Source organism: Larkinella punicea (assembly GCF_003334855.1).
Lineage (GTDB): Bacteria > Bacteroidota > Bacteroidia > Cytophagales > Spirosomataceae > Larkinella > Larkinella punicea.
The window spans coordinates 332636-354685 of record NZ_QOWE01000001.1; the positions used below are offsets into that span (position 1 = coordinate 332636).

Below are 22050 nucleotides of genomic sequence, written 5' to 3' on the forward strand. Positions count from 1 at the left end.
GCGCGGTCTGAATGACTTACCGGATTCAAAAAAAATCACGGTTGTAGCTCATTCGGACAGCGCAATCATCACGCAGAATCGTTGCCATTTAGTGGCTGTTGGCCTTCTTCATATACAGTTCCAGGGCACCCGCCATCGACGGGGCATTGGGCAGCGGAGCTTCAATGTCCAGAATAAAACCGGCCTCTGTAACGGCTCGCGCCGTAGTGGGCCCAAAAGCCGCCATCCGGATGCCATTTTGCGTAAAATCGGGGAAATTATGCAGCAGCGAATTGACGCCGGACGGGCTGAAAAACGCAATGATATCGAACGAATGAATGTCCAGATCCGAAAGATCGGCCGGAACGGTTTCATACATCACGGCTTCGGCCAGGTGCAAACCGCTGGTGTCCATAAAATCCGGAATATCGTTGCCCCGGATGTTGGAACACGGAAACAGAAACTTCTCATTCTTGTGTTTCCGGATCAGGTCGAACAGATCGGCAGCGGTTTTATTGCCGGTAAAAATTTTCCGTTTCCGAATCACGATGTACTTCTGCAGATAGTTGGCGGTTTGCTCCGTCACGCAGAAATACTTCATATCGGCCGGCATTTCCAGTTTCGCTTCCTGACAGATTCGGAAGAAGTGATCGACGGCGTTACGGCTCGTAAAAATGATGGCCGTATGGTCGAGGATATTGATTTTCTGCTTGCGAAAGTCTTTGTAGGAAACGCCCTGAATCTGAATAAACGGACGAAAATCAATTTGCAGGTTGTATTTCCCTGCGATTTCAAAATAGGGCGAATTAGCGTCGGCAGGTCGGGCTTGGGTAACTAAAATACTGGCTACTTTGGTCAGCCTTTCCTGGTCGTACTTAGCAGAAATCTCACTCATCGAATACCTCGCGTTTTGTGTTTAAAGCTTGCCCACTGGCTACAGTGCGAACCGTACCCCAATGGTTAGCGGGATCAATTCAACGATGCAAAGGTACGAAAATAAATACAGATTTTTGATAACGGCTTTGTTTGCAATGACAACATATAACAGGGCCAGCCGAATGACATAGAAGCCGACAAAGGGAACAATCAGCCAGAGGCTGGGCCAGGTGTTGGTGGCGGAGGTGTTGGCGGCAATCGTAGCTACGCAAATGGTGCCGCCTGTAAAAAAAATCAGGGAAGACTGCATGACCTTGAAGAAGTGCAAATTCACTACCTCTTCCAGCCGGTATAAGCCCCCAATGGTCACGATAAAAAGATATTTTGCCAGCAACAGAAAAAAGGCCAGAAAACTCAATTCAAAAAACGTAAGGGTCAGATCCAGCAGCCCCTGCCCCCGCAGCAACAGGGCGCGCGACAGAAAGAGATCGATGTTTTTGCTCTGAATAATCAGGTATAAATACGCCGTGATAAACCCCAGATTCATCAAAAAAAGAAGATTCGTTCGGCTCAGCGGTCGGTTGACCAGAAACAATTCATCCCGAACCGTTACCGACAGCAAATCAGCCAGATTGAAAAACCGCAGGAAAGCCCGGTGGTGAAAATTGAACAAATACGCATTGACGGCCACAATGAATAGCAGGCAGAGCGTGAAAAAATTGGTGTACATCGACAACCGGCGGGGCAGAATACTGAGCCGGGTGTCGGTCACGACCACATCTTTCTGGGTGGCCGATTTCTGATGGCCGATAAACACCAGCTTGTCTTCGACACCGGGACTACCGTGGAGCGTCAGAAACAGTTCCGGTTTGCGGTAAGCGCGGTACAAACTGTCCAGGTTCAACACCAGCCAGTCATTAGCCACCAGTTTGTGTTTAAGAGCCGCGTCGATGAAGAGATAACCGTCCTGCCGGGTCGAAATCAGCAGACTGTACCGGCGGTTGCTTTCAATATCCAGAAAAAAACTAACGGAGGAAACCAGGGCGTGCTGTTCGTCGATGAAAGGCACGTAGGATTTGTAGGACTGATCATAGACCAACCAGTCGTTGCGGAAGTCGTGGACGGGAAAAAACTGTTGATTCGGCCCGACTCCCTGTGCAATACTTCCCAACGCCCACAGAACGAGGGCCAGGGTGGACAAAATAAAACGGATCCGCACGAGTCAGGAATAATGAGTTAAGAGTTAAGAATTAAGAGTTAATGCATCAGCCAACCGCATGGGCGGCCCCGTCTTAACTCTTAATTCTTAACTCTTAATTCTTAACTATCAATTCTTCCCGATGGCTTTCAACATCGTTTCACCAATCAGGGCTGGTGATTCGACGACGTGAATGCCGCATTCGGACATAATACGCATTTTGGCGGCTGCGGTGTCGTCCGCACCACCGATGATGGCTCCGGCGTGGCCCATCCGGCGGCCTTTCGGGGCGGTTTGTCCGGCAATGAAGCCAACAACCGGTTTGCGGTTTCCGTCGGCTTTGATCCAGCGTGCGGCTTCGGCTTCCATGCCTCCGCCAATTTCGCCGATCATTACGATACCTTCGGTTTCGGGGTCGTTCATCAGCAGTTCAACGGCTTCTTTGGTCGTTGTACCGATGATGGGATCACCACCGATCCCGATGGCCGTGGTTTGGCCAAGTCCCACTTTCGAAAGCTGATCAACGGCTTCGTAGGTCAGGGTACCGGATTTGGAAACAATGCCGATGGTGCCTTTTTTGAAGATGAAACCGGGCATGATGCCCACTTTACACTCCTCGGCGGTCATCACACCGGGGCAGTTCGGCCCAATCAGCCGGACGTCTTTTCCGGTCAGATAGTCCTTGGCCACCATCATATCTTTCGTCGGAATTCCTTCCGTAATGCAGATAATCACTTTGATACCGGCGTCGGCGGCTTCCATGATGGCGTCAGCGGCAAAAGCCGGTGGTACAAAAATAATCGAGACATCGGCCCCGCCCTTTTCAACAGCTTCCTTCACGGTGTTGAATACAGGTCGGTCGAGATGGGTCTGTCCGCCTTTGCCCGGAGTGACTCCGCCAATGACGTTGGTACCATACTCGATCATCTGTTGAGCATGGAATGAACCTTCAGAGCCCGTAAAGCCCTGGACGATAACCTTGGAATTTTTGTTAACTAATACGCTCATGATGAATGAAAAGCTGTGCTATGCGTGTGAAGGTATAAGCCCTTGGAACCGGCGCAAAAGTAGAGGGAAATGGCTAAAGAAAAAAGTTATGAGTTAAGAGTTAAGAATTAAGAGTTAAAACGCGTCAGCCAACTCTTCACTCATAACTCTTCACTCATAACTCTTCACTCATAACTCCCTTTTGCCTTTTTCCCCGAAAAATTGTTATTTCCAGCATGAACCTTTCAAACATGGTGTCAGATGCCGTCCTGGCTTTCACGGGTATCTGGGTCTTCTGGCGGTATTTTATGGCATTGAGCTGGTACAATCGGGTACTCTGGGGCTTATTTCTGATTACCATTTCGATGACCGCTCTGGTCGGCGTTCTGGTGTTTGCGGGCATCCAGGGCGTGGTGCCGCTGCACCGCTCGCTGGAAACGCTGGCGGCCAGTATGGGGGTCGTGTGCGTCATCGTCGGGGTGTGGGGCCTGATTCTCAAGCAGAGAATTACGAGATCCGGTTTTGTCATCACCGTTACGCTGGGCATTGTTTTATTTCTGCTTTTGCTGCTGAGTCCCACCATCCGGGCCTTTGAGCCGGTCATTCCGTCGATGGGCATGGTGATCGTGCTGCTGATCGCGTTTCTGGGCGTCGTTCGTCGGGATCCCCGCGCCACCTGGGTGGTGCTGGCCGTGATGATTCTAGCGCTGGCAACCCGCATGGGCCAATTAAAAAATCTGCCCATTCATCCCATCGATTTTTACCACTATACGCTTTCATTATCACTACTTTGCTTCGGAAAATCGGCTCAAAAGACGGACGCAGAAAACCGGCCGGGAGGAAAGTAATTTTGGAGAGCAGGGTTCCAAATCCTACGGCGGACCATTTTTTTTGGCTAACTTGCCGACATGGATAACTTCGTTGTCTCGGCCCGGAAATACCGTCCGGCTACCTTCGATACCGTCGTCGGACAGGCACATATTACGACTACACTCAAGAACGCGATTTTAACCAATCACCTGGCGCAGGCATTTCTGTTTTGCGGACCACGGGGGGTTGGAAAAACGACCTGCGCCCGGATTCTGGCCAAAACCATCAACTGCCAGAACCTTGGAAAAAGCGAAGCCGTCGAACCGTGTGACCACTGTGACTCGTGTGTGAGTTTCAATCAGAATGCTTCGTTCAACATCCATGAACTCGATGCGGCTTCCAACAACTCGGTGGAAGATATCCGGAACCTGATCGATCAGGTGCGCTATCCGCCCCAGTCGGGTCAGTATAAAATTTACATCATCGATGAGGTTCACATGCTGTCACAGGCCGCTTTCAACGCGTTCCTGAAAACACTGGAAGAGCCTCCCTCCTACGCCATTTTTATTCTGGCGACCACCGAAAAGCACAAAATCCTGCCGACGATTCTGTCGCGTTGCCAGCTCTTCGACTTCAACCGGATTCAGCCGCGCGACATCGCCGACCATCTGGCCAGCATTGCTCAGAAAGAAGGCATTCAGACCGAATACGAAGCCCTGGAACTCATCGCTCAGAAAGCCGACGGCGGTTTGCGGGATGCGCTTTCGATGTTCGACCTGAACGTGACCTTCTCGGAAGACCGGATTCTGCGCTACAAAGAAGTGCTGGAAAACCTCCACATCCTCGACTACGACTACTATTTCCGGCTAACCGACCTGCTGCTGGCGGGCAATTTGCCGCAAAGCATGTTGTTGTTCGACGAAATTCTGCGGAAAGGATTCGACGGGCATCAGTTCATTGTCGGGCTGAGCGAGCATTTTCGGAACCTGCTGGTTTGCAAGGATGTAGCGACCATTCAGTTGTTGCAGGTGACGGAAAGCATTCAGCAAAAGTATCTGCAACAGGCCGCCGAAGCGCCCCTGAGTTTTCTGCTCTCGGCCCTGAGCGTCGGGGCACAATGCGACCTGAACTACAAATCGGCCAAAAACCAGCGGCTACACGTGGAAGTTTGCCTGATGAAACTGGCGAATCTGCCGAATGTGCTGGACATCCATGCCGTACCGGTTTTAAGCAGTCATTCGGAACCTGGCGAAACCCGGAACCCGGAACAGGCTGAAAAAAAAAAGGACAGCTCAGCCGACCGTGACGCCTTAACCACAAGCCGGGAACCCGTCGCCCTGCCGTCGCATACCAGCGAACCTACGAACGGCTATCATCCCCAGCCGAATGGCAACGGAACCGCCAAACCGCTCCCGGAACGGAGTCCGGTGATCGCCGGGATTCCAAAACCGGTTGGTAGTAAGCTCCGGACCACGTCTAATCTGGTCACCGTCGAACGGCCGGTGGCCACAATGGCTGATGCCGTCGCGACGGCTTTGGCCGAGGCTCCCGAAATGATCAAAGTGGATAAACCGTTCACTTTCGAGGAGTTACAAACCGTCTGGCAAACGTACGCCCGGATGCGCGATCAGCAGGACGGCTCGCGAACGGAACAGGTGATGCTGAACCGCGCGTTTCGCCTGGAAGGTACCATGATCCACATTGCCCTCGATAACTCCCTGCAAGCCAACCTTTTGAACGACCTGCGACAGGATTTACTCACCTATCTCCGGCGGGAATTGCAGAACAGCCAGATTCAACTGACCGATACCATTGCGCTCCAGGAAACCCGAAAAATGATTTATACGCCCCAGGACAAATTCAATTACCTGGCCGAAAAAAACCCGGCCCTGCTGGAGTTGAAACGGACGCTGGGCCTGGATGTTGATTATTGAGCTTATCGCCCCTAAATCCCCTAAAGGGGACTTTTTACATCCCGTTTAAGCGGTGTTTAAAGTCCCCTTTAGGGGATTTAGGGGCAACAAGCCAAAGCCTATAGAACAATTAGCTAATCTGTTTCACGCTCAACTCTTCACATTCAAAAACGCTTTCACCGGGTTTTCCACCAGCATTTGCTTCCAGTCTTTCTTCGTAAATCCTTTGCGGTTTAAGGCCGGCATCAACTGGTTGAACAAAACCGTATAATCCCGACCGATGGAACCGCCGTCGGGTTGCGCGGGATCATACCAACCGGCGTCGTGGGAGAGCAGCGTCCGGTGCAAAAACCGGTTTTCTTTCATCAGGAGCAGGGTATCGACGTACTGACTCACATTTTTCCCATCCAAACCGTCCAGACTCACCCAGGCACCTTCCCGAACGGCGCGGGCGTAATGCACCATGTTTTGCCCCTGCGCATGTACCCACACAAATGCCGATGGAGCAACACCTTCCTGTTTCAAAATCTCTATTTGCTCGAAAGCGGGAACATACGGCCCGGTATGCGAGCAAATGGTCAAACCAGTGCGTTTGTGCGTCCGGGCGGCTGCCGTAATGAGTTTGCGGTGCAGTTCCGACAAGGGGCCGGGGTTGACGCCGATTTTCAGAAAAGCGGGCCGAATGCCGGTGCCTTCAATTCCGCTCTCGAACTCCGCCACCCAACGGTCGGCCAGTTGGTCGGCGGTTTCGGTTCGGGCGTGGGTGGGCAGGTATTTGTCATTCGATGCTCCGTAATAACCGGTGTTTGTCAGGATTCTAATTCCTGATTTTTCCGATAACTCTTTCAGCAACAGGGGGTCGCGACCCAGGTAGGCGGGCGTACAGTCGATCAGCGTCTGAACGCCCAGCTTCCGCAACGTCTGCAAATACGGCAGCATTTTCACCACCACATCGGCCCGTTTCCAGCGCTCCGGATTGATCTGATCAGCTCCAATAAAATCGACCAGCATGTGTTCGTGAATGAGCGTCAACCCCAGTTCCGACGCCTGAACCGCTCCGGTTACGGTGTTGATCATCGTTTTTTTTTGAAGAACCAGCCAAAACCCGGCGGCAAGTGACGTTTTCAGAAAGGTCCGACGTTTCATCATACTCGAATGGGTCATTAGGATTTTAAATACTTCCGGGCTTCCTGAATGGTCGACTTGTATTCGGCCATACTCAACACCTTTTTGTACATGGACTTCGCCCGGTTCCGGTCGCCGGACTGGGCCGAGATCCGGGCTAAACCGCTGTAGGCGTGGGCCGTAAACTCCTTGGCAAAGACCTCGTCTACCGGTAGTTTCAAGGCAGTTTGATAATTTTCGGCAGCCAGTTTGTGGTTACCATTCATTTTTTCTTCGGTAATGCCTTCCAATACTTTTACCGGCATGGCCAGAAACTTCTGGGGAAGATTCCGCAACCGTTCGATGTAGGCCTGGGCATCGCGGTACCGACCCGATTGCACCAGCGCTTCGGCGCATCCCAGCGTAAAGATCGGGTTTTGCGGGTATTTATCCGCCAAAGGTTTCAGAAACAGGGCCGCGCGGGCTGGTTGGCTTTCGTGTTTCAGGTAAATATGACCCAAATAGAGCGCGGTTTCGGTCCGGGTGAAAATCCCCCGGCGCACAGCCGTTTCCATCTGCTTCATTCCCAGTGCCATATCGCCATTCTGAAAAAAAAGCAGCAGCGGTTTCGAGACAGGATGATCCAGCGGATACCGTTCAATGTAGTAATTATAAAGTCCGGTTGAAAAATAAAATTCCGGATTTTTATCCATCAGTTTAAATCCCTTCCGCAAATAGCTATACGCCTTCTGCGCTTCACCGACGGCTTTCATCGTCTCGTTGTCGTAGTGGTTTTTCATCGCCAGATAGCCGTGTGAAGCCAGCGAGAAAAAGACGCCTTCCGGATCATTTTCATTGCGATCCAGCATTTTTTTCGACAGCGCAATGCCCTGATTCAGGTAGTTTACGTACTGTGTGGTGGCATTTTTGTTTTCTTTCAGCGGCAGATACTGCCAATAGAGCTGAATGGCTTTCATCACCGGCACCACCGGATGCTGGGGGTATTTGGCTTTTACCTGTCGAATATAGTCATCCGCTTCATCGAATTCGTAGTTGTAAATTTTATCGGTAGCCTTCAAAATAATCTGCTGAATACCAGCGTCATCGAGTATCTGGGCGAGAGCCGGCAAAGGGCCCGATAAGAAAAGCAGGAGCCAGAATTTTTTCATGGGAAGGTGTGTTCACGAGTTACGGGAATGTTCTTTTTTGAAGAATACGAATAGACCGTTACTTTTGTTAGTTCTCAAAACGCCTAACGACACCCCCACCGAAAAAGTTTGCCATGATTCGATTCGAGCATTTTGTGTTAGATAACGGTTTAAAAGTCTACGTTCACGAGGACCCGACCAGCCCGATGGCGACGGTCAATATTTTGTACAATGTCGGGTCGCGCGATGAAGATGCGGGGAAAACCGGTTTTGCGCATTTGTTCGAACACCTGATGTTTGGCGGCTCCCGCAACATTCCGAGCTACGACGAACCGCTGCAAAAAGTGGGGGGCGAAAACAACGCCTTTACCTCACCCGACATCACCAACTATTACATCACGCTCCCGTCGGCCAACCTCGAAACCGCCTTCTGGCTCGAATCCGACCGGATGCTGGGCCTGTCGTTCGACCCGACGGTTTTGGACGTGCAGCAGAAAGTGGTGATCGAAGAATTCAAGCAACGCTACCTCAACCAGCCCTACGGCGATGTCTGGCTGAAACTCCGCCCGCTGGCCTATCAGGTGCATCCGTATCAGTGGGCCACGATCGGCAAAGACATCAGCCACATCGAAACGGCGACAATGGATGACGTAAAACACTTTTTTTATACGCATTACCTGCCGAACAACGCCACGATGGTGGTGGGCGGAAACGTCACGCTCGAACAGGTCAAGCAATTGTCTAAAAAATGGTTTGAACCCATTCCGGCGGGCAAGGTTCACGCACGCAATCTGCCGCAGGAACCCATACAGACCGAAGCCCGGTTTCTGGAAACCGTGGCCGAAGTTCCCCTCAATGCGCTCTACAAAGTATACCACATGCCGGGTCGTTTCGCGGATAATTACTACTGCGCCGACCTGCTGAGCGACGTGCTGGGCCGGGGAAAATCGTCGCGGCTTTACCAGAAATTGTTGAAAGAACATGCGCTGTTCACCGGTATTTCAGCGCACTCGACCGGATCGCTGGACCCCGGTTTGCTCGTCATCAGCGGTTCGCTGAATCAGGGCGTATCGCTGGAAGAAGCCGATGCCGCTATTGAAAGCGTTGTGAATGAAATCATTAGCCAAACCGTACCGGAAGACGAACTGGCCAAAGTGAAGAATCAGGCAGAAGCGACGCTGGTATTTTCGGAGGTAGAACTGCTGAACCGCGCCATGAATCTGGCGTATGCGGCCAATGCCGGTAATGCGGACTGGGTGAATCAGGAAACGGAACGAATTCAGGCCATTACGCCAGACGACATCCAGTCGATTGCCCAAAAACTGCTCCGGAAAGAAAACCGCTCGACCCTGTATTACCGGGCCGCTTAAGTCGAACTGTTATGAAAATCCGCGTAGGGCAAGGATACGACGTGCATCAGTTAGCCGAAGGCCGGGAATTCTGGCTCGGCGGTATTTTAATTCCGCACACACACGGTGCGCAGGGGCATTCCGATGCCGATGTGATTTGTCACGTGCTCTGTGATGCCTTGCTGGGTGCCGCCAATCTGCGGAACATCGGCTACCATTTTTCGGACAAAGATCCGCGCTGGAAAGGCGTCGACAGCAAGCTGTTGCTGGCCGAGGTGATGCGGATGATTCGCGAAAAAGGCTATGAAGTTTCGAACGTCGATGTGACGGTGGTGTTGCAGGAACCGAAGTTAAATCCGTACATTCCGGCGATGAAAACCTGCCTGTCGGGCGTCATGGAAGTCCCGGAAGACGATATTTCCATCAAGGCCACCACGTCCGAACACATGGGCTTTGTGGGCCGAAAAGAAGGCATTGCGGCTTTTTGCGTCGCGCTGATTTATTCCTGAGTTGGTACTGAAAACGTTTCATTTACACTCATTGACCTGATAAACGATGCTTTTATCTCTGCGAAATCTGCGCCACCTCACCGCGCTTTCTGCGTTTTCTCTCCTCATCCTGTCGGCCCGCGCCCAGCCGAAAGTGGCAACCGCCAACGGCCCGATCGATTTTGAAGAGTATGAACCGGTTTCGACTTTGAAGACCCCGGAACACAAAATCACCCGCGCCAAATACCCGTTTATCGACGTTCACAACCACCAGTATGACATGGACCGGACGGATTTACGGAAACTGGTGACCCAGATGGATAGCCTGAACATGGGCATCATGGTCAATCTGAGCGGACGCGGTTTTACGTCGAACGTAGCCGAAAGCAGCACGTTCCTCGGCAATGCACTGGCCAATGTGCAGAAGTCGTATCCGAAGCGACTGGCGATTTTTACCAACATCAACTTTGCCAATCTGGGTGAACCCGGCTGGACGGAAAAAGCCGTCAAACTGCTGGAAGACGACATCAAAAATGGCGCAAAAGGCCTGAAAATCTATAAAAGCCTGGGTTTTAACGTGAAGGATACGGAAGGGAAACGCGTTCGGGTAGACGATCCGCGCCTGGATGCGATCTGGGCCAAATGCGGTCAATTGGGCGTGCCGGTTCTGATCCATACTGCCGACCCGAAACCGTTCTGGGACCCGATGGACCGCTTCAACGAACGCTGGCTGGAACTGAAAACCCATCCCGGTCGCAAACGGTCGGAAAGCAACCCGGTTTCCTGGGAACAACTCATTGCCGAACAACACAACGTGTTCCGCAAACACCCGAAAACGACATTTATCAACGCCCACATGGGCTGGTATCCGAACGATCTTGTAAAGCTGGACAGTCTGATGAAGGTGTTTCCGAACATGCTGGTGGAAATCGGAGCGGTTATTGCCGAACTCGGTCGCCAGCCCCGGGCGTCGCGGAAGTTCTTTGAAAAGTACCAGGACCGGATTCTGTTCGGAAAAGACAGTTGGGTGCCATCGGAATATGCGACGTATTTCCGCGTGCTGGAATCGGATGATGAGTATTTCCCGTACCACAAAAAATACCACGCGTTCTGGCGCATGTACGGCATGGCGTTACCCGACGAAGTGCTGAAAAAAGTGTATTACAAAAATGCCCTGCGGATTATTCCGGGCCTGGACAAATCGCAGTTTCCAAAATAAATTAAATGGTAAAAATCACCCAAATCGACGTTTTCAAGTACAACATTCCGCTCAAAGCACCCATCGCTATTTCGTTGGGGACGATTGAAAATGCCCGGAATCTGCTCGTCCGGATTCACGCCGACGGGTTGGTGGGTTGGGGTGAAGGCTCGCCGTTCTGGATGATTGTCGGCGAAACACAGGAAACCGGTTTTGCAGCCGCCCGCGATTTTGGCAAGCTGCTGATCGGGCAGAATGCCCTGGATATTGAAGGGAATCTGAACCGGCTGGACGCCTATTTACCCAACAATCCAACGGTGAAAAGTGCGTTCGATATGGCGCTGTACGACCTGGCCGCTCAGGCTGCCCGAATGCCGTTGTACGCATTTCTGGGTGGCGAGCGGTTTACGCTGGTCACCGACGAAACGATCTACCTCAATGCGCCGGAACGCATGGCCGCCGATGCCGTTCGGATCAAGGAAAAAGGCGGTTTGGCAATCAAAGTGAAGCTTGGCACCAACCAGCGCGACGACATCCGGCGCGTGGAAGTGATTCGCGAAGCGGTGGGCGACAGCATTCCGATTCGGACGGATGCCAACCAGGGCTGGAATTACGTCACGGCGGTCAACGTACTCAGAACCATTCAGGATTGGAACATCGAATACTGCGAACAACCCGTCAAGCATTGGGCCATCGCCGATTTGAAGCGCCTTCGAACCAAGACGACCGTTTCGATTATGGCCGACGAATCCCTGTTCAGCCATCGGGATGCTCTGCGGCTGGCGCAGGAAGAAGCCGTCGATTACTTCAACATCAAGTTATCGAAAAGCGGGGGAATTTTTAACGCCCAGAAAATCAACGCCATTGCAGAAGCGGCCGGCATCCCGTGCATGATCGGTTGCATGTCGGAATCCCGGCTGGCCATCACGGCCAAAGCCCATTTTGCCTCCGCCCGGCGGAACGTTTCGTTCTACGATCTGGATGCGCCTTTTGAACACGCCGACGACCCGGTTTTGGGGGGCGTTACGTACAAGGGCTACGAAATTGAATTGCCAACCGGGCCGGGAATCGGTGCTACCATTGACGAAACGTTTCTGGCTGGTATGGAGAGAATTGAGATTCGCTAGTTGAACAGCATGGTTATCCTCCCACAGTCTAATTTTTAACCAGCCCACGGTTCAAACCGTGGGACAACGAAGAATACAATTGGAATGGAAACCGTTTCAACGGTTTTTAAATCCTTAAACCTCCTTAAACCGTTAAAACGGTTTCAACCGGAAACGCAGGTATCGTGAACAAAACCCACGGTTAAAACCGTGGGCTGGAAAACGATCTTAATACGGATATTGGGGGATTTTCTGAATGCCTTACACTTCCTCCGCCTGCAACTGCTTCTCGTACAACTCGCGATAAACACCGTTGGCTGCCAGCAACTCCTCGTGGGTGCCGTGCTCGACCACTTCGCCTTCATCGAGCACCAGAATTTTGTCAGCCAGTTTGGCCGACGAAACCCGGTGGGAAATCACCACGGAGGTGCGGTTTTCCATAATCCGGTGGAGGTTGTTCAGAATGATGTTTTCGGTGTTGGTATCCACCGCCGATAAACAATCGTCCAGAATCAGGATTTTGGGGTCGCGGGCAATGGCGCGGGCAATCGAGAGCCGCTGTTTCTGACCACCCGACAAGGTGACGCCCCGCTCGCCAATCCGCGTGTCGAACTGCTCCGGGAAAGCGATGATGTTCTGGTATAAATCCGCGTCCTTGATGGCCTGTTCCACTTTTTCCTGCGGCATGTCGGGCATTCCGAATTTGACGTTATTGCTGATGGTTTCGGAAAAAAGAAACACCTCCTGCGGCACGTAGCCCATTTGCCGCCGAATGCTCATCAGACTGTAATCCTTCAGCGGAATTCCGTCGATCAGAATTTCGCCCCCGGTGGGATCATACATCCGCGTGAGCAGATTGGCCAGCGAACTCTTGCCCGAACCGGTGGTTCCCAGAATGGCGACGGTTTCGCCCGCTTTGACGTTCAGATTAAAATCTTTCAGTGCGACGATGCCCGAATCCGGGTACACAAACCGCACATTCCGGAATTCCACCTCACCCACGATTTCCCGTTCCAGCGATTTTTCGGAAACCAGATCGGTTTTCACGGCCAGAAACTCGTTGATCCGTTGCTGGGAAGCAGCCGCCCGCTGGGTCTGGCTCGTTGTCCAGCCGAGGGCCATCACCGGCCACGTCAGCATGTTGACGTACAGGATAAACTCCATAATGTTGCCCGGCGTCAGTCGCCCGGTCAGAATTTCCTGACCACCGATGTACACCACCAGCACGTTACTGAACCCGACGAGCAGCATGATCAACGGAAAAAACAGTGAATCGACGCGGGTCAGTTGCAGGGATTTCTGTTTGTAGACATCGCTTTCGGTCGTAAAATTGGTCGCCGAGTTGTCTTCGCGAACGAATGCCTTAAGCACCCGAATACCGGAAAACGCTTCCTGAACGAAGGTCGAAAGCCGCGAAAGGCTCCGCTGAATTTCTTCCGAGCGTTTGATAATGATGGTATTGACTACATAAATCGCAATGGAAAGAACCGGCAACGGCAACAGCACGTAGAGACTCAGCCGGACGTTGATCGAAACCATGTAGCTGATTACCAGGATAAACAACGTAATCAGGTTCAGCCCGTACATGATCGAGGGTCCAACGTACATCCGCACTTTGCTGACATCTTCGGAAATCCGGGCCATTAAATCACCGGTGTTGTGCTGACGGAAAAAACTGAGGGGCAGCGTCTGGTAATGCGCGTAAATTTCGTTTTTCAGGTCGTATTCGATGTGTCGCGACATGACGATCAGCGTTTGCCGCACCAGAAACAGAAAGAAGCCTTTCAGGAGCGCCATCGCCAGAATCAGCAACCCGTAGAACAGAATGCTGAAGGCAAACACATCGTAGAGATTGCTTTGCAGACGGCTGCCGTTGTAGAGAAAATAAATGTCGAGCGTTTCTTTCACCAGATCGAGCGAATACCGCACCAACTGCGCCGGAATAATCCCGAACAGGTTGGAGATGATGGTGAAAGCGGTTCCCCAAATGAGGTACCACTTGTATTTCAGCAGGTATTTATTGAGGTGGGAAAGTGCTTTCACAAATCAGCAGACGTCTTTCAATGAAACAAATCAGGGATATGGGCTGGTAACAGAAAACGGGCCGGAATAGTTTATCGACACGATAGGTTGATCGGTATTCGTCCTGAACCGGTATTTCGCCGGTGAAGACAAGTATAGTTCAAGACATTTTCCGTACTTTTGTACCCAATTACCAATCTTCGAAATATCGAACCGAGTTCTTTGTTTCTTGCCGGACCAGAATGCTAAACAGACGTTTATTGCGGATTAAGGTCATGCAGGCTTTTTATGCCCTGCGACAATCCGAATTATCCAATCGGCAGGCGGCTGTCGATACCATTACCGAAACTTTTCAGCGTGACCTGAATTCGATGGCGGTGCAGAACCTCCAGCAATTGGAAGGCTACCGCCGACTGGCTACGGTTTTGTTTGAAGAAGGATTAAAAGAAGGAAAACCGCCGGAAGAGGAGGAAATACCGCGTAAGGTGCTGGTAGCCGCCAACCAGGCCCTGGTAGATTACCGGAACAGCCTGACCCGGGAACGTCAGCGGGTGATGCAGGCGCTGGTCGATGACGTTCGGACGCTCGACAATTCCCTCATCCGCCTGCTGAGTCTGCTCCTGGAGCTGGCCCACGTGGCGCAAATTGACCGGGAACGGACCTATAAAAACCTGGATACCCGACAGATCGCCAAAGAATCGGGGCTGGACAGCAACCGGATTATCAAGGCCCTGCGCGAACACAAACCGCTGGAAGTTGAGCAGATTCGGCGGAAAATCGAGTGGGGCGACGACCGTCAGATGGTTCGGACCATCTACAACGATGTGCTGAAAGAAGACGACGTTTACCGCACTTACTGCGAATCCGAACAACACACGGCCGACGAAGACCAGCAACTGGCGCAGCACGTTTTGCGGAATGTATTGCTGAAGCAGGAACCAGCCCGGAGCTTTTTCGAGGAAATGGACCTGAGCTGGTCCGAAAACAGCGAAATTGTGCGGAGTATGGCCATCAAAACGCTGAAATCTGTGCAGGGACCGGAAGGATTGAAACTCGTGGCGCTGACCGAAGATTGGGTAGAAGACCGGGATTTTCTGGAAACACTGTACAAGAAAGCCCTGGAAAACGACGCCGAATACGAGAGCCTGCTGGCCGAGCAACTGACCAACTGGGATGTGGAACGGGTGGCACAACTGGACAAAATCATTCTGAAACTGGCACTCGCCGAGTTGCTGAATTTTCCGAATATTCCGGTAAAAGTGACCATCAACGAATACATCGAACTGGCAAAGCTGTACAGTACGCCCAAAAGTGGCAAATTTGTCAACGGTATTCTGGACAGTCTATCCGAAAAACTAAAAACCTCCGGCCAGCTTCGCAAAAGTGGCCGCGGTTTGATGGATAATAAATAAGTTTACCCGTTTCCGGTTGTTTCTCGTTTATAAAGACGAACAACTGATAACTAAGTACGATTATGAGCAGAACAAGTCAAACCCTGATTGCCTTTGTAACGGGATGCGTAACTGGTGCCGCACTGGGTCTACTCTATGCGCCCGAGAAAGGCGCCGTTACCCGTGACCGGTTAACCTATCGTTTGTCAAAATACCGTGAACAACTTCGCTACCTGCTGGATGATGTGTTAAGAACCGATAAACTCCCCGAAAGCCTGGCCAAAACCGAGGGCGAACGGGTCGTGAGCGATGCCCGCGAGAAAGCGGAAAAACTGTTGGAAGATGTCGATCGTCTGATGGCGCAGATCAAGCAGCAGGGCGCATAACAAGCCTATTTACCGGTCAGGAAGTCGGTTTCGACCGAAAATCGATTCACTTCCTGACCCTTCATTCCGTTTAAAAAAGTAATGAAAAACTTCCTCCTCAGTCTGGTTCTTCTCGCCGGTGTTACGGCCTGCAACCAGACCCAGAAAGACTCAACGAAAGCGTTGTCGGGCAAAATGCCTAAAATGGTGTTCACCGACACGGGTGTTTACGACTTTGGCGATATTACCGAAGGCGACACGGTATCGCGGAATTTCAAGTTCAAAAACGAAGGCGAGTTTCCGTTGATTATCAACAACATTCAAGCTTCCTGCGGCTGTACGACGCCCGAATGGCCTAAAAAACCGATCGAGCCCGGCCAGGAATCGTCCATCAAAGTGCTGTTCAACAGCCAGGGAAAACGGGGCGTTCAGAACAAAACCGTAACCGTTTATGCCAATACGGACCCGGCCTACAGCGAACTCGCTTTCCGCGTGATGGTGAATCCCCGGGATTCCAGCAGCGTCAAAACCGCCCAGTAAGCCATTGGCTGTTCAGCACCAGTAACTAATCCACGCATCCCATCAAACCCATTCATTTTAAACCGCTATTCGTCACAATGAATTTCCCTTCTATTTTAGCACAAGTACCGGGCGGCTCGTCCAATTCCATGGTTTGGAACATCGTCCTGTGGGTCGGTATTTTTGTGGTGTTCTACTTTTTCATGATTCGTCCGCAGCAGAAAAAGCAGAAGGATCAGAAGAATTTCATTGAGAACCTGAAAAAAGGCGACGGCGTGGTCACCATTGGCGGTTTACACGGCAAAGTATACGCTGTAGAAGGCACGACAGTGGTCGTGGAAGTGGACAAAGGCGTGAAACTGACGTTTGAAAAAACCGCCATCTCCCGCGAAGCAACGGTTAAATTACCGGCGTAATGCGAACGAATACTAAATGTAAAATGAGTAATGTTAAATGTAAAAGTCTCTTAGCAAGCGTTAAACACTTTTACATTTAACATTACTCATTTTACATTTAGTATTAAAATCTTTAGTTCCTCCTCCTTGTGCCGCTAACCAACACCCAACCCCGCCCGGTTCAACTGCCGACACTCGTTTTGTGTCTGCTGGCGGCTGCCGTGATCTGGTTGCTGAATGCGCTCAATAAGAACAACTACACGGTCAGCGTTCAGTATCCGATTGAGTTTGTTTACGACCAGAAATTGTACGTTCCAACGACGCCCCTTCCCAAAACCATTACCGTTAGCATCACCGGCAATGGCTGGAAGCTGTTCCGGAAGTCGTGGCTGCCGTTTCGGTCGCAACCCATCCGGTATTCCGTTCCCCGCCCGCTCGAAACCAAATACATCAATACCGCTTCGCTGGCGGCTTCTTTGACCGATCACGCCAACGACGTTCGGGTCAATTTTGTGGCCGGTGATACGCTGGCGTTGAATTTCGACCGGCTGGCAGCCCAGGAAGTTCCGATTGTAGTCGACAGCACGGGCATCGATCTGGCCGAAAGCATGGTGGTTTCCAGTTTGATCAACGTCAATCCCCGCGTGATCCGGTTTGAAGGCCCGGCCCGGCTGCTTCGGGCCATGCCGGATACCATCAAAGTGAAGATTCCGGCCCGTCGGCTGACCCAAAGCTACGACGAAGAGTTGCGACTGCCCATTCCGCGCCATCCGCTCATTCGGGCCAGTGCCGACCAGGTTTCGGTTAGTTTTGAAGTGGCCGAACTCCTGCAGCCGCTTCCTCCACCCCCTCCTCCCCAACCCGTAAAACCGGCCAAATCGACCAGGTCGGAAAAAACCGGAAAGTCCGCCAAAGCCAAATCGGTCCGTAAAAAATGAGTCAATCAGTGAAAAAACCCTTGTTAATTGGGGTTACGGGCGGAATTGGTTCCGGAAAAACCACGGTTTGCCGCATTTTCGAAGCCCTCGGGATTCCCGTCTATTCAGCGGATGAACGCGCCAAATGGCTGGTCGATCACGATGCCATTCTCAAATCGGATGTGACGCGCCTGCTGGGGTCCGAAGCGTATGACGAGGCCGGGCGTTACAACCGCAGTTGGGTAGCCGCTCAGGTATTTGCCAAACCCGATTTGCTGCTGCAACTCAACGCGCTAATTCATCCGAGGGTACATGCCGATACCGAACTCTGGGCGCGTGGCTATGCCGACAAACCGTATGTGATCAAGGAAGCGGCTTTGCTGCGGGCTGCGGGTGAAGACGGAAATAACCTTGACAAATTAGTTGTGGTGCAGTCGCCGTTGGAGCTTCGCATTCACCGCATTCACCAGCGCGATCCGCACCGCTCCGCGCAGGAAATCAAGAACATCATCAGCCGGCAGATCAGCGACGAAGAGCGGATTGAAATGGCCGATTACGTGGTCTACAACAACGATACCCAACTGCTGATTCCCCAGGTTTTGCGGCTCCACGAAGCCTTTTGCCAGACCGGTTTGTAATCCGCCTTTTTTACACTAATTGTTTTAAATTAACCGCATCAGCCCACAGCTAAAGCAGTGGGCTGACAAGCAAAACTGGTAATCCGGCGGTTATTTTACATCAATTAGTCCGTATTTCCTTGAAGCTATTTTGTAATTTGGCTATAAGAGATTACACTCAAAAACACGGACTTCAGCTCGTGGGTACATAACTATGAAAAAACGCTACTTTCTTGCCGCCTGCGCGTTCAGCTTTCTGGCGGGGGCTTTCGTCACCGACGCCGATCCGGCCAAACCGCTCACCGCCGACCTGGTCGATGCCGCGTCTAAAGTGTTCGGCCTGACCTTCACGCCAACCGAGCGGGATTCGATGCTGGGAAACCTCACCAATTACCGCAGCAATTACGAAGCCCTTCGGAAAATTGACGTGAGCAACGACGTGGCTCCGGCGCTGTATTTCAACCCTTTACCGGCCGGTTTTAAACTCCCGCAGGGAGCCGCTTCCTTCAAAGCCAGCCCCGTTGGTAAAACCGCCCTGCCCGCCAACCGCCACGACCTCGCGTACTATTCCGTCGCTCAACTGGGCGAATTGCTCAAAACCCGCCAGATCACTTCCGAAGAACTGACCAAATTCTTTCTCGAACGGCTGAAAACCCACAACGCCAAACTCTTCTGCGTCGTCACCTTTACCGACGAACTGGCCCTGAAACAGGCCCGGCAAGCCGATGCGGAAATCAAGGCTGGAAAATACCGGGGACCGTTGCACGGCATTCCCTACGGAGCCAAAGATTTATTCGCCAAAAAAGGTTACAAAACGACCTGGGGTTCAGTCCCGTACCAAAATCAGACGCTTGATTACGACGCTACGATCATTCAACGGCTGGAAAAAGCCGGAGCGGTCTTGTGTGCCAAACTGACCATGGGCGAACTGGCGATGGGCGACGTCTGGTTTGGCGGGAAAACCCGCAATCCGTGGGACCCAACGACGGGTTCCAGCGGTTCCTCCGCCGGTTCGGGTTCCAGCGTTTCGGCGGGATTGTTGCCCTTTGCGATTGGCACCGAGACGCTGGGATCCATTGTGTCACCCTCGAACGTCAACGGCGTAACCGGCCTTCGTCCCACCTACGGGCGCGTCAGTCGCTACGGAGCCATGGCCTTGAGCTGGTCGATGGACAAAATCGGGCCGATGTGCCGCTCCGTCGAAGATTGTGCGCTGGTTTTCAATGCCATCTACGGCCCGGATGGACACGATCCGACGGTAATTACGGCTCCGTTCCGGTATGCTCCGCTGCCGTCGCTGAAAGGCATTAAGATTGGGTATCTGAAAAAAGCCTTCGACGCCGATTATCCCACCAAAGCCAACGATCAGGCCACGCTGGAGACGCTGCGGAAACTCGGCGCGGAACTGGTGGTGTTTGAATTACCGGACATTCCGGTGGGCAAAATGTCGCACATTCTAAGTGCCGAAGCCGCTGCTTCGTTTGACGAACTAACGCGTTCGGGCAAGGACGATCAGTTGGTACGTCAGGTCAAAAACGCCTGGCCGAATTCCTTCCGTTCCGCCCGGTTTATTCCGGCGGTCGAATACATTCAGGCCAACCGCATTCGAACCAAACTCATCAACGAAATGGCGCAAACCATGAAAGGTTTCGACGTTTACATCACACCAACCTACGGCAACGCCAACCTGACCCTGACCAACCTGACGGGTCATCCGTGCGTGGCCCTCCCCAACGGGTTCAATGCCAAGGGATTACCCACAAGCATCACGTTTATGGGGCAGTTGTTTGACGAAGGGCGGTTATTGGCGGTGGCCAAAGCCTATCAGGATGCGACGGTTTTTCACAAAAAACACCCGGTTCTTTGAACATCCACGTTGGCGGCATGAAGTTTAAAGAACCGGGCGTACCTTCGCATGTTGCCCCTAAATCCCCTAAAGGCCGGGCGGCCGGAGCCGGACTTTCAGCATCCGGAAGGTTCGCGTCCAAGTCCGGCTCCGGCCGCCCGGCCTTTAGGGGATTTAGGGGCAACTACAGTATTTACTCGCCTTTGGCCTTCGTAAGTTCCGCGAACGGAATCACCCCGGCCCGTTGCGCCCAGACGTCATACAGTGCCGCCATCGCTTTGACCCGCTGCGGTTCTTTCGCGCTCAAATCCTGTAGCTCGGTCCGGTCGGTTTTCAGGTTGTAGAGTTCCCATCGATTGGACGGAAATTCCGACACCAGTTTCCAGTCGCCCTGCCGAACGGCCCGGTTGCCTTCGTGTTCGAAATAGAGCGCGTCGTGGCCTTTCCAGGTAGTTCCCCGAAAAACCGGCACCAGACTCACGCCCTCCGCCGGGGTGATGACGTTGCCTTTGTACGTTTTCGGATACGTGGCTCCCGCCAGATCCAGGCAGGTCGTCATGACATCGATGATGTGAGCGGGGCGCTGGTCGATCTTGCCTGGTTTCACAATCGAGGGGCCATAGGCGACAAAGGGCGTGGCCGTTCCGCCCTCATACTCCCAGTGTTTGTAGAACCGAAAAGGCGTATTGCTCAGGTTCGCCCCCCGCTTTCCGTAGGCCGTGAAAGAAGTGGGATCGCTCGACGTTTTTTTACTGCTTTCGTAAATGGCCGGCAGAAAATTGCCGGTTCCGATGTTTTCGTGGCTGGCTCCGTTGTCCGACAAAAACAGAATGACCGTATTCTGATCCTGCCCCATTTCTTTCAGTTTTTGCCGGATTCGGCCAATGTTCTGGTCCATCCGGTCGATCATAGCTGCGTAAACCGCCATCTTGTCTTCCCAGTCCTTCTTTTCGGCCTCACTGAGCGAATCCCAGGCCGGGATGGACGCATCGCGGGGCGAAAGCGAACTATTTTTCGCCAGAATGCCCATTGCCTTCATGCGCTGAAACCGTTCTTCCCGCAGTTTGTCCCACCCTTTCTGGTAAGCGCCCCGGTATTTCGCAATGTCCTCAGGCAGGGCGTGCAAGGGCCAGTGAGGAGCCGTAAAGGCCATATACAGGAAAAACGGCTGGTCTTTGGGAGTCTGGCCGATAAACTCAATGGCATGATCGGCGAAGGCATTGGTCGCGTAATAGCCTTTCTCCGGCGTGTATTCCTGATCGTCCAGCGCGATGGTGAGTTTCTGATTGGGGCGGTACGGGTCCTTGCCAAAATAACTGCTCGCTCCGTCGATCAACCCGAAATACCGGTCGAAACCGCGTTTCACGGGCCAGCCTTCCGGTTTGGTACCAACGTGCCATTTCCCGGCCATATAGGTTTTATACCCCGCCGGTTTCAAGGCTTCCGCAATTGTGACGCAATGCTGGTTGAGGTAGCCCTGATAGGCGGGTTGCTGTCTGGTATTGACCATATCGCCCACACCCGCCTGGTGCTGAAACAGGCCCGTCAGCAGCGACGCCCGGGTTGGGCAGCAACGCGACGCGTTGTAGAATTGTGGCATTCGAAGGCCATTTTTCGCCATCTCGTTCAGGTTGGGCGTCTGGATTTCGGAGCCGTAACAGCCAATGTCGGAATAGCCCATGTCGTCGGCCAGAATCAGGATAATGTTCGGTTTTTTCTCCGGCGGTTGCAGGGCGGGACAAAAAACGAACGTCAAAGCCAGAAAAGCCACTAAGAGTTTGAGTACCATTTTTTCAGGTCGTTAGCGTTTATTTTTAAGGAT

General features: G+C 52.4%; 20 protein-coding genes. 13 read left to right on the forward strand and 7 right to left on the reverse strand.

From position 1 onward, the window contains the following. Nucleotides 1-88 precede the first annotated feature (88 nt). The 3 genes from DUE52_RS01290 to sucD all read right to left on the reverse strand — a co-directional run bounded on the left by DUE52_RS01290 (nucleotide 89) and on the right by sucD (nucleotide 3061). Nucleotides 89-874: a uroporphyrinogen-III synthase gene (locus DUE52_RS01290; RefSeq protein WP_114404121.1), complete on the reverse strand. Its 786-nt coding sequence runs from the start codon at nucleotides 872-874 to the stop codon at nucleotides 89-91. A gap of 39 nt (nucleotides 875-913) precedes the next feature. Then, complete coding sequence (locus tag DUE52_RS01295) at nucleotides 914-2074, reverse strand: DUF4271 domain-containing protein (RefSeq protein WP_229312024.1); 1161 nt, start codon at nucleotides 2072-2074, stop codon at nucleotides 914-916. A 108-nt stretch (nucleotides 2075-2182) separates the two neighbouring features. Further along, a complete protein-coding gene (sucD, locus tag DUE52_RS01300) occupies nucleotides 2183-3061 on the reverse strand; it encodes a succinate--CoA ligase subunit alpha (protein ID WP_114404122.1) in 879 nt (292 codons plus the stop codon). A gap of 215 nt (nucleotides 3062-3276) precedes the next feature. Here sucD and DUE52_RS01305 point away from each other — a divergent pair, with 215 nt between their 5' ends. Both DUE52_RS01305 and DUE52_RS01310 read left to right on the forward strand, forming a co-directional pair. After that, nucleotides 3277-3888, forward strand: a complete 612-nt coding sequence (locus tag DUE52_RS01305; RefSeq protein WP_114404123.1) for a DUF6962 family protein — start codon at nucleotides 3277-3279, stop codon at nucleotides 3886-3888. Nucleotides 3889-3948: 60 nt separating this feature from the next. Then, nucleotides 3949-5784, forward strand: coding sequence for a DNA polymerase III subunit gamma/tau (locus tag DUE52_RS01310; protein ID WP_114404124.1), 1836 nt, complete (start codon nucleotides 3949-3951; stop codon nucleotides 5782-5784). Nucleotides 5785-5913: 129 nt separating this feature from the next. Here DUE52_RS01310 and DUE52_RS01315 read toward each other — a convergent pair whose 3' ends face one another. Continuing rightward, nucleotides 5914-6912 (reverse strand): phosphotriesterase family protein, encoded by a 999-nt coding sequence (locus DUE52_RS01315; protein WP_114404252.1) that lies wholly within the window; start codon nucleotides 6910-6912, stop codon nucleotides 5914-5916. 14 nt (nucleotides 6913-6926) lie between these two features. After that, nucleotides 6927-8036, reverse strand: a complete 1110-nt coding sequence (locus tag DUE52_RS01320) for a tetratricopeptide repeat protein (protein WP_114404125.1) — start codon at nucleotides 8034-8036, stop codon at nucleotides 6927-6929. Nucleotides 8037-8149: 113 nt separating this feature from the next. Here DUE52_RS01320 and DUE52_RS01325 point away from each other — a divergent pair, with 113 nt between their 5' ends. Genes DUE52_RS01325 through DUE52_RS01340 form a run of 4 tightly spaced genes read left to right on the forward strand, consistent with a single transcriptional unit; the run spans nucleotide 8150 to nucleotide 12177 of the window. Next, complete coding sequence (locus DUE52_RS01325; protein WP_114404126.1) at nucleotides 8150-9385, forward strand: M16 family metallopeptidase; 1236 nt, start codon at nucleotides 8150-8152, stop codon at nucleotides 9383-9385. Nucleotides 9386-9396: 11 nt separating this feature from the next. After that, nucleotides 9397-9873, forward strand: coding sequence for a 2-C-methyl-D-erythritol 2,4-cyclodiphosphate synthase (gene ispF, locus DUE52_RS01330; protein WP_114404127.1), 477 nt, complete (start codon nucleotides 9397-9399; stop codon nucleotides 9871-9873). Nucleotides 9874-9919: 46 nt separating this feature from the next. After that, entirely contained in the window at nucleotides 9920-11071 is a 1152-nt protein-coding gene (locus DUE52_RS01335) for an amidohydrolase family protein (protein WP_114404128.1), read from the forward strand. A gap of 5 nt (nucleotides 11072-11076) precedes the next feature. After that, nucleotides 11077-12177, forward strand: coding sequence for a mandelate racemase/muconate lactonizing enzyme family protein (locus tag DUE52_RS01340; RefSeq protein WP_114404129.1), 1101 nt, complete (start codon nucleotides 11077-11079; stop codon nucleotides 12175-12177). Nucleotides 12178-12417: 240 nt separating this feature from the next. Here DUE52_RS01340 and DUE52_RS01345 read toward each other — a convergent pair whose 3' ends face one another. Beyond that, nucleotides 12418-14199, reverse strand: coding sequence for an ABC transporter ATP-binding protein (locus DUE52_RS01345; RefSeq protein WP_114404130.1), 1782 nt, complete (start codon nucleotides 14197-14199; stop codon nucleotides 12418-12420). Between the two features lie 221 nt (nucleotides 14200-14420). Between DUE52_RS01345 and nusB the strand changes: the two genes are divergently transcribed. From nusB to DUE52_RS01380, 7 genes are all read left to right on the forward strand, one after another. Further along, nucleotides 14421-15590 (forward strand): transcription antitermination factor NusB, encoded by a 1170-nt coding sequence (gene nusB / locus DUE52_RS01350; RefSeq protein ID WP_229312025.1) that lies wholly within the window; start codon nucleotides 14421-14423, stop codon nucleotides 15588-15590. Nucleotides 15591-15652: 62 nt separating this feature from the next. Then, on the forward strand, nucleotides 15653-15955 hold the full coding sequence (locus DUE52_RS01355) for a YtxH domain-containing protein (RefSeq protein WP_114404132.1): 303 nt from the start codon (nucleotides 15653-15655) through the stop codon (nucleotides 15953-15955). Nucleotides 15956-16036: 81 nt separating this feature from the next. Then, a complete protein-coding gene (locus tag DUE52_RS01360) occupies nucleotides 16037-16474 on the forward strand; it encodes a DUF1573 domain-containing protein (protein WP_114404133.1) in 438 nt (145 codons plus the stop codon). 77 nt (nucleotides 16475-16551) lie between these two features. After that, entirely contained in the window at nucleotides 16552-16869 is a 318-nt protein-coding gene (yajC, locus tag DUE52_RS01365) for a preprotein translocase subunit YajC (protein WP_114404134.1), read from the forward strand. Between the two features lie 128 nt (nucleotides 16870-16997). Then, complete coding sequence (locus tag DUE52_RS01370; RefSeq protein WP_114404135.1) at nucleotides 16998-17786, forward strand: YbbR-like domain-containing protein; 789 nt, start codon at nucleotides 16998-17000, stop codon at nucleotides 17784-17786. Then, nucleotides 17783-18403 carry a dephospho-CoA kinase gene (coaE, locus tag DUE52_RS01375; protein ID WP_229312026.1) on the forward strand — a complete coding sequence of 207 codons (621 nt, stop codon included), beginning with the start codon at nucleotides 17783-17785 and terminating at the stop codon, nucleotides 18401-18403. The genes DUE52_RS01370 and coaE overlap by 4 nt, the downstream gene beginning before the upstream one ends. Nucleotides 18404-18596: 193 nt before the next feature. Then, nucleotides 18597-20249, forward strand: coding sequence for an amidase (locus DUE52_RS01380; protein WP_114404136.1), 1653 nt, complete (start codon nucleotides 18597-18599; stop codon nucleotides 20247-20249). Between the two features lie 172 nt (nucleotides 20250-20421). Here DUE52_RS01380 and DUE52_RS01385 read toward each other — a convergent pair whose 3' ends face one another. After that, complete coding sequence (locus tag DUE52_RS01385; RefSeq protein ID WP_114404137.1) at nucleotides 20422-22017, reverse strand: arylsulfatase; 1596 nt, start codon at nucleotides 22015-22017, stop codon at nucleotides 20422-20424. Between the last annotated feature and the right edge of the window lie 33 nt (nucleotides 22018-22050).

What these genes read in the sequence shown, in the direction of transcription:
- DUE52_RS01290 (WP_114404121.1), bottom strand. Translation starts at nt 874, where the DNA reads ATGAGTGAGATTTCTGCTAAGTACGACCAGGAAAGGCTGACCAAAGTA.
- sucD (WP_114404122.1), bottom strand. Translation starts at nt 3,061, where the DNA reads ATGAGCGTATTAGTTAACAAAAATTCCAAGGTTATCGTCCAGGGCTTT.
- DUE52_RS01305 (WP_114404123.1), top strand. Translation starts at nt 3,277, where the DNA reads ATGAACCTTTCAAACATGGTGTCAGATGCCGTCCTGGCTTTCACGGGT.
- DUE52_RS01310 (WP_114404124.1), top strand. Translation starts at nt 3,949, where the DNA reads ATGGATAACTTCGTTGTCTCGGCCCGGAAATACCGTCCGGCTACCTTC.
- DUE52_RS01315 (WP_114404252.1), bottom strand. Translation starts at nt 6,912, where the DNA reads ATGATGAAACGTCGGACCTTTCTGAAAACGTCACTTGCCGCCGGGTTT.
- DUE52_RS01320 (WP_114404125.1), bottom strand. Translation starts at nt 8,036, where the DNA reads ATGAAAAAATTCTGGCTCCTGCTTTTCTTATCGGGCCCTTTGCCGGCT.
- DUE52_RS01325 (WP_114404126.1), top strand. Translation starts at nt 8,150, where the DNA reads ATGATTCGATTCGAGCATTTTGTGTTAGATAACGGTTTAAAAGTCTAC.
- ispF (WP_114404127.1), top strand. Translation starts at nt 9,397, where the DNA reads ATGAAAATCCGCGTAGGGCAAGGATACGACGTGCATCAGTTAGCCGAA.
- DUE52_RS01335 (WP_114404128.1), top strand. Translation starts at nt 9,920, where the DNA reads ATGCTTTTATCTCTGCGAAATCTGCGCCACCTCACCGCGCTTTCTGCG.
- DUE52_RS01340 (WP_114404129.1), top strand. Translation starts at nt 11,077, where the DNA reads ATGGTAAAAATCACCCAAATCGACGTTTTCAAGTACAACATTCCGCTC.
- nusB (WP_229312025.1), top strand. Translation starts at nt 14,421, where the DNA reads ATGCTAAACAGACGTTTATTGCGGATTAAGGTCATGCAGGCTTTTTAT.
- DUE52_RS01355 (WP_114404132.1), top strand. Translation starts at nt 15,653, where the DNA reads ATGAGCAGAACAAGTCAAACCCTGATTGCCTTTGTAACGGGATGCGTA.
- DUE52_RS01360 (WP_114404133.1), top strand. Translation starts at nt 16,037, where the DNA reads ATGAAAAACTTCCTCCTCAGTCTGGTTCTTCTCGCCGGTGTTACGGCC.
- yajC (WP_114404134.1), top strand. Translation starts at nt 16,552, where the DNA reads ATGAATTTCCCTTCTATTTTAGCACAAGTACCGGGCGGCTCGTCCAAT.
- coaE (WP_229312026.1), top strand. Translation starts at nt 17,783, where the DNA reads ATGAGTCAATCAGTGAAAAAACCCTTGTTAATTGGGGTTACGGGCGGA.
- DUE52_RS01380 (WP_114404136.1), top strand. Translation starts at nt 18,597, where the DNA reads ATGAAAAAACGCTACTTTCTTGCCGCCTGCGCGTTCAGCTTTCTGGCG.
- DUE52_RS01385 (WP_114404137.1), bottom strand. Translation starts at nt 22,017, where the DNA reads ATGGTACTCAAACTCTTAGTGGCTTTTCTGGCTTTGACGTTCGTTTTT.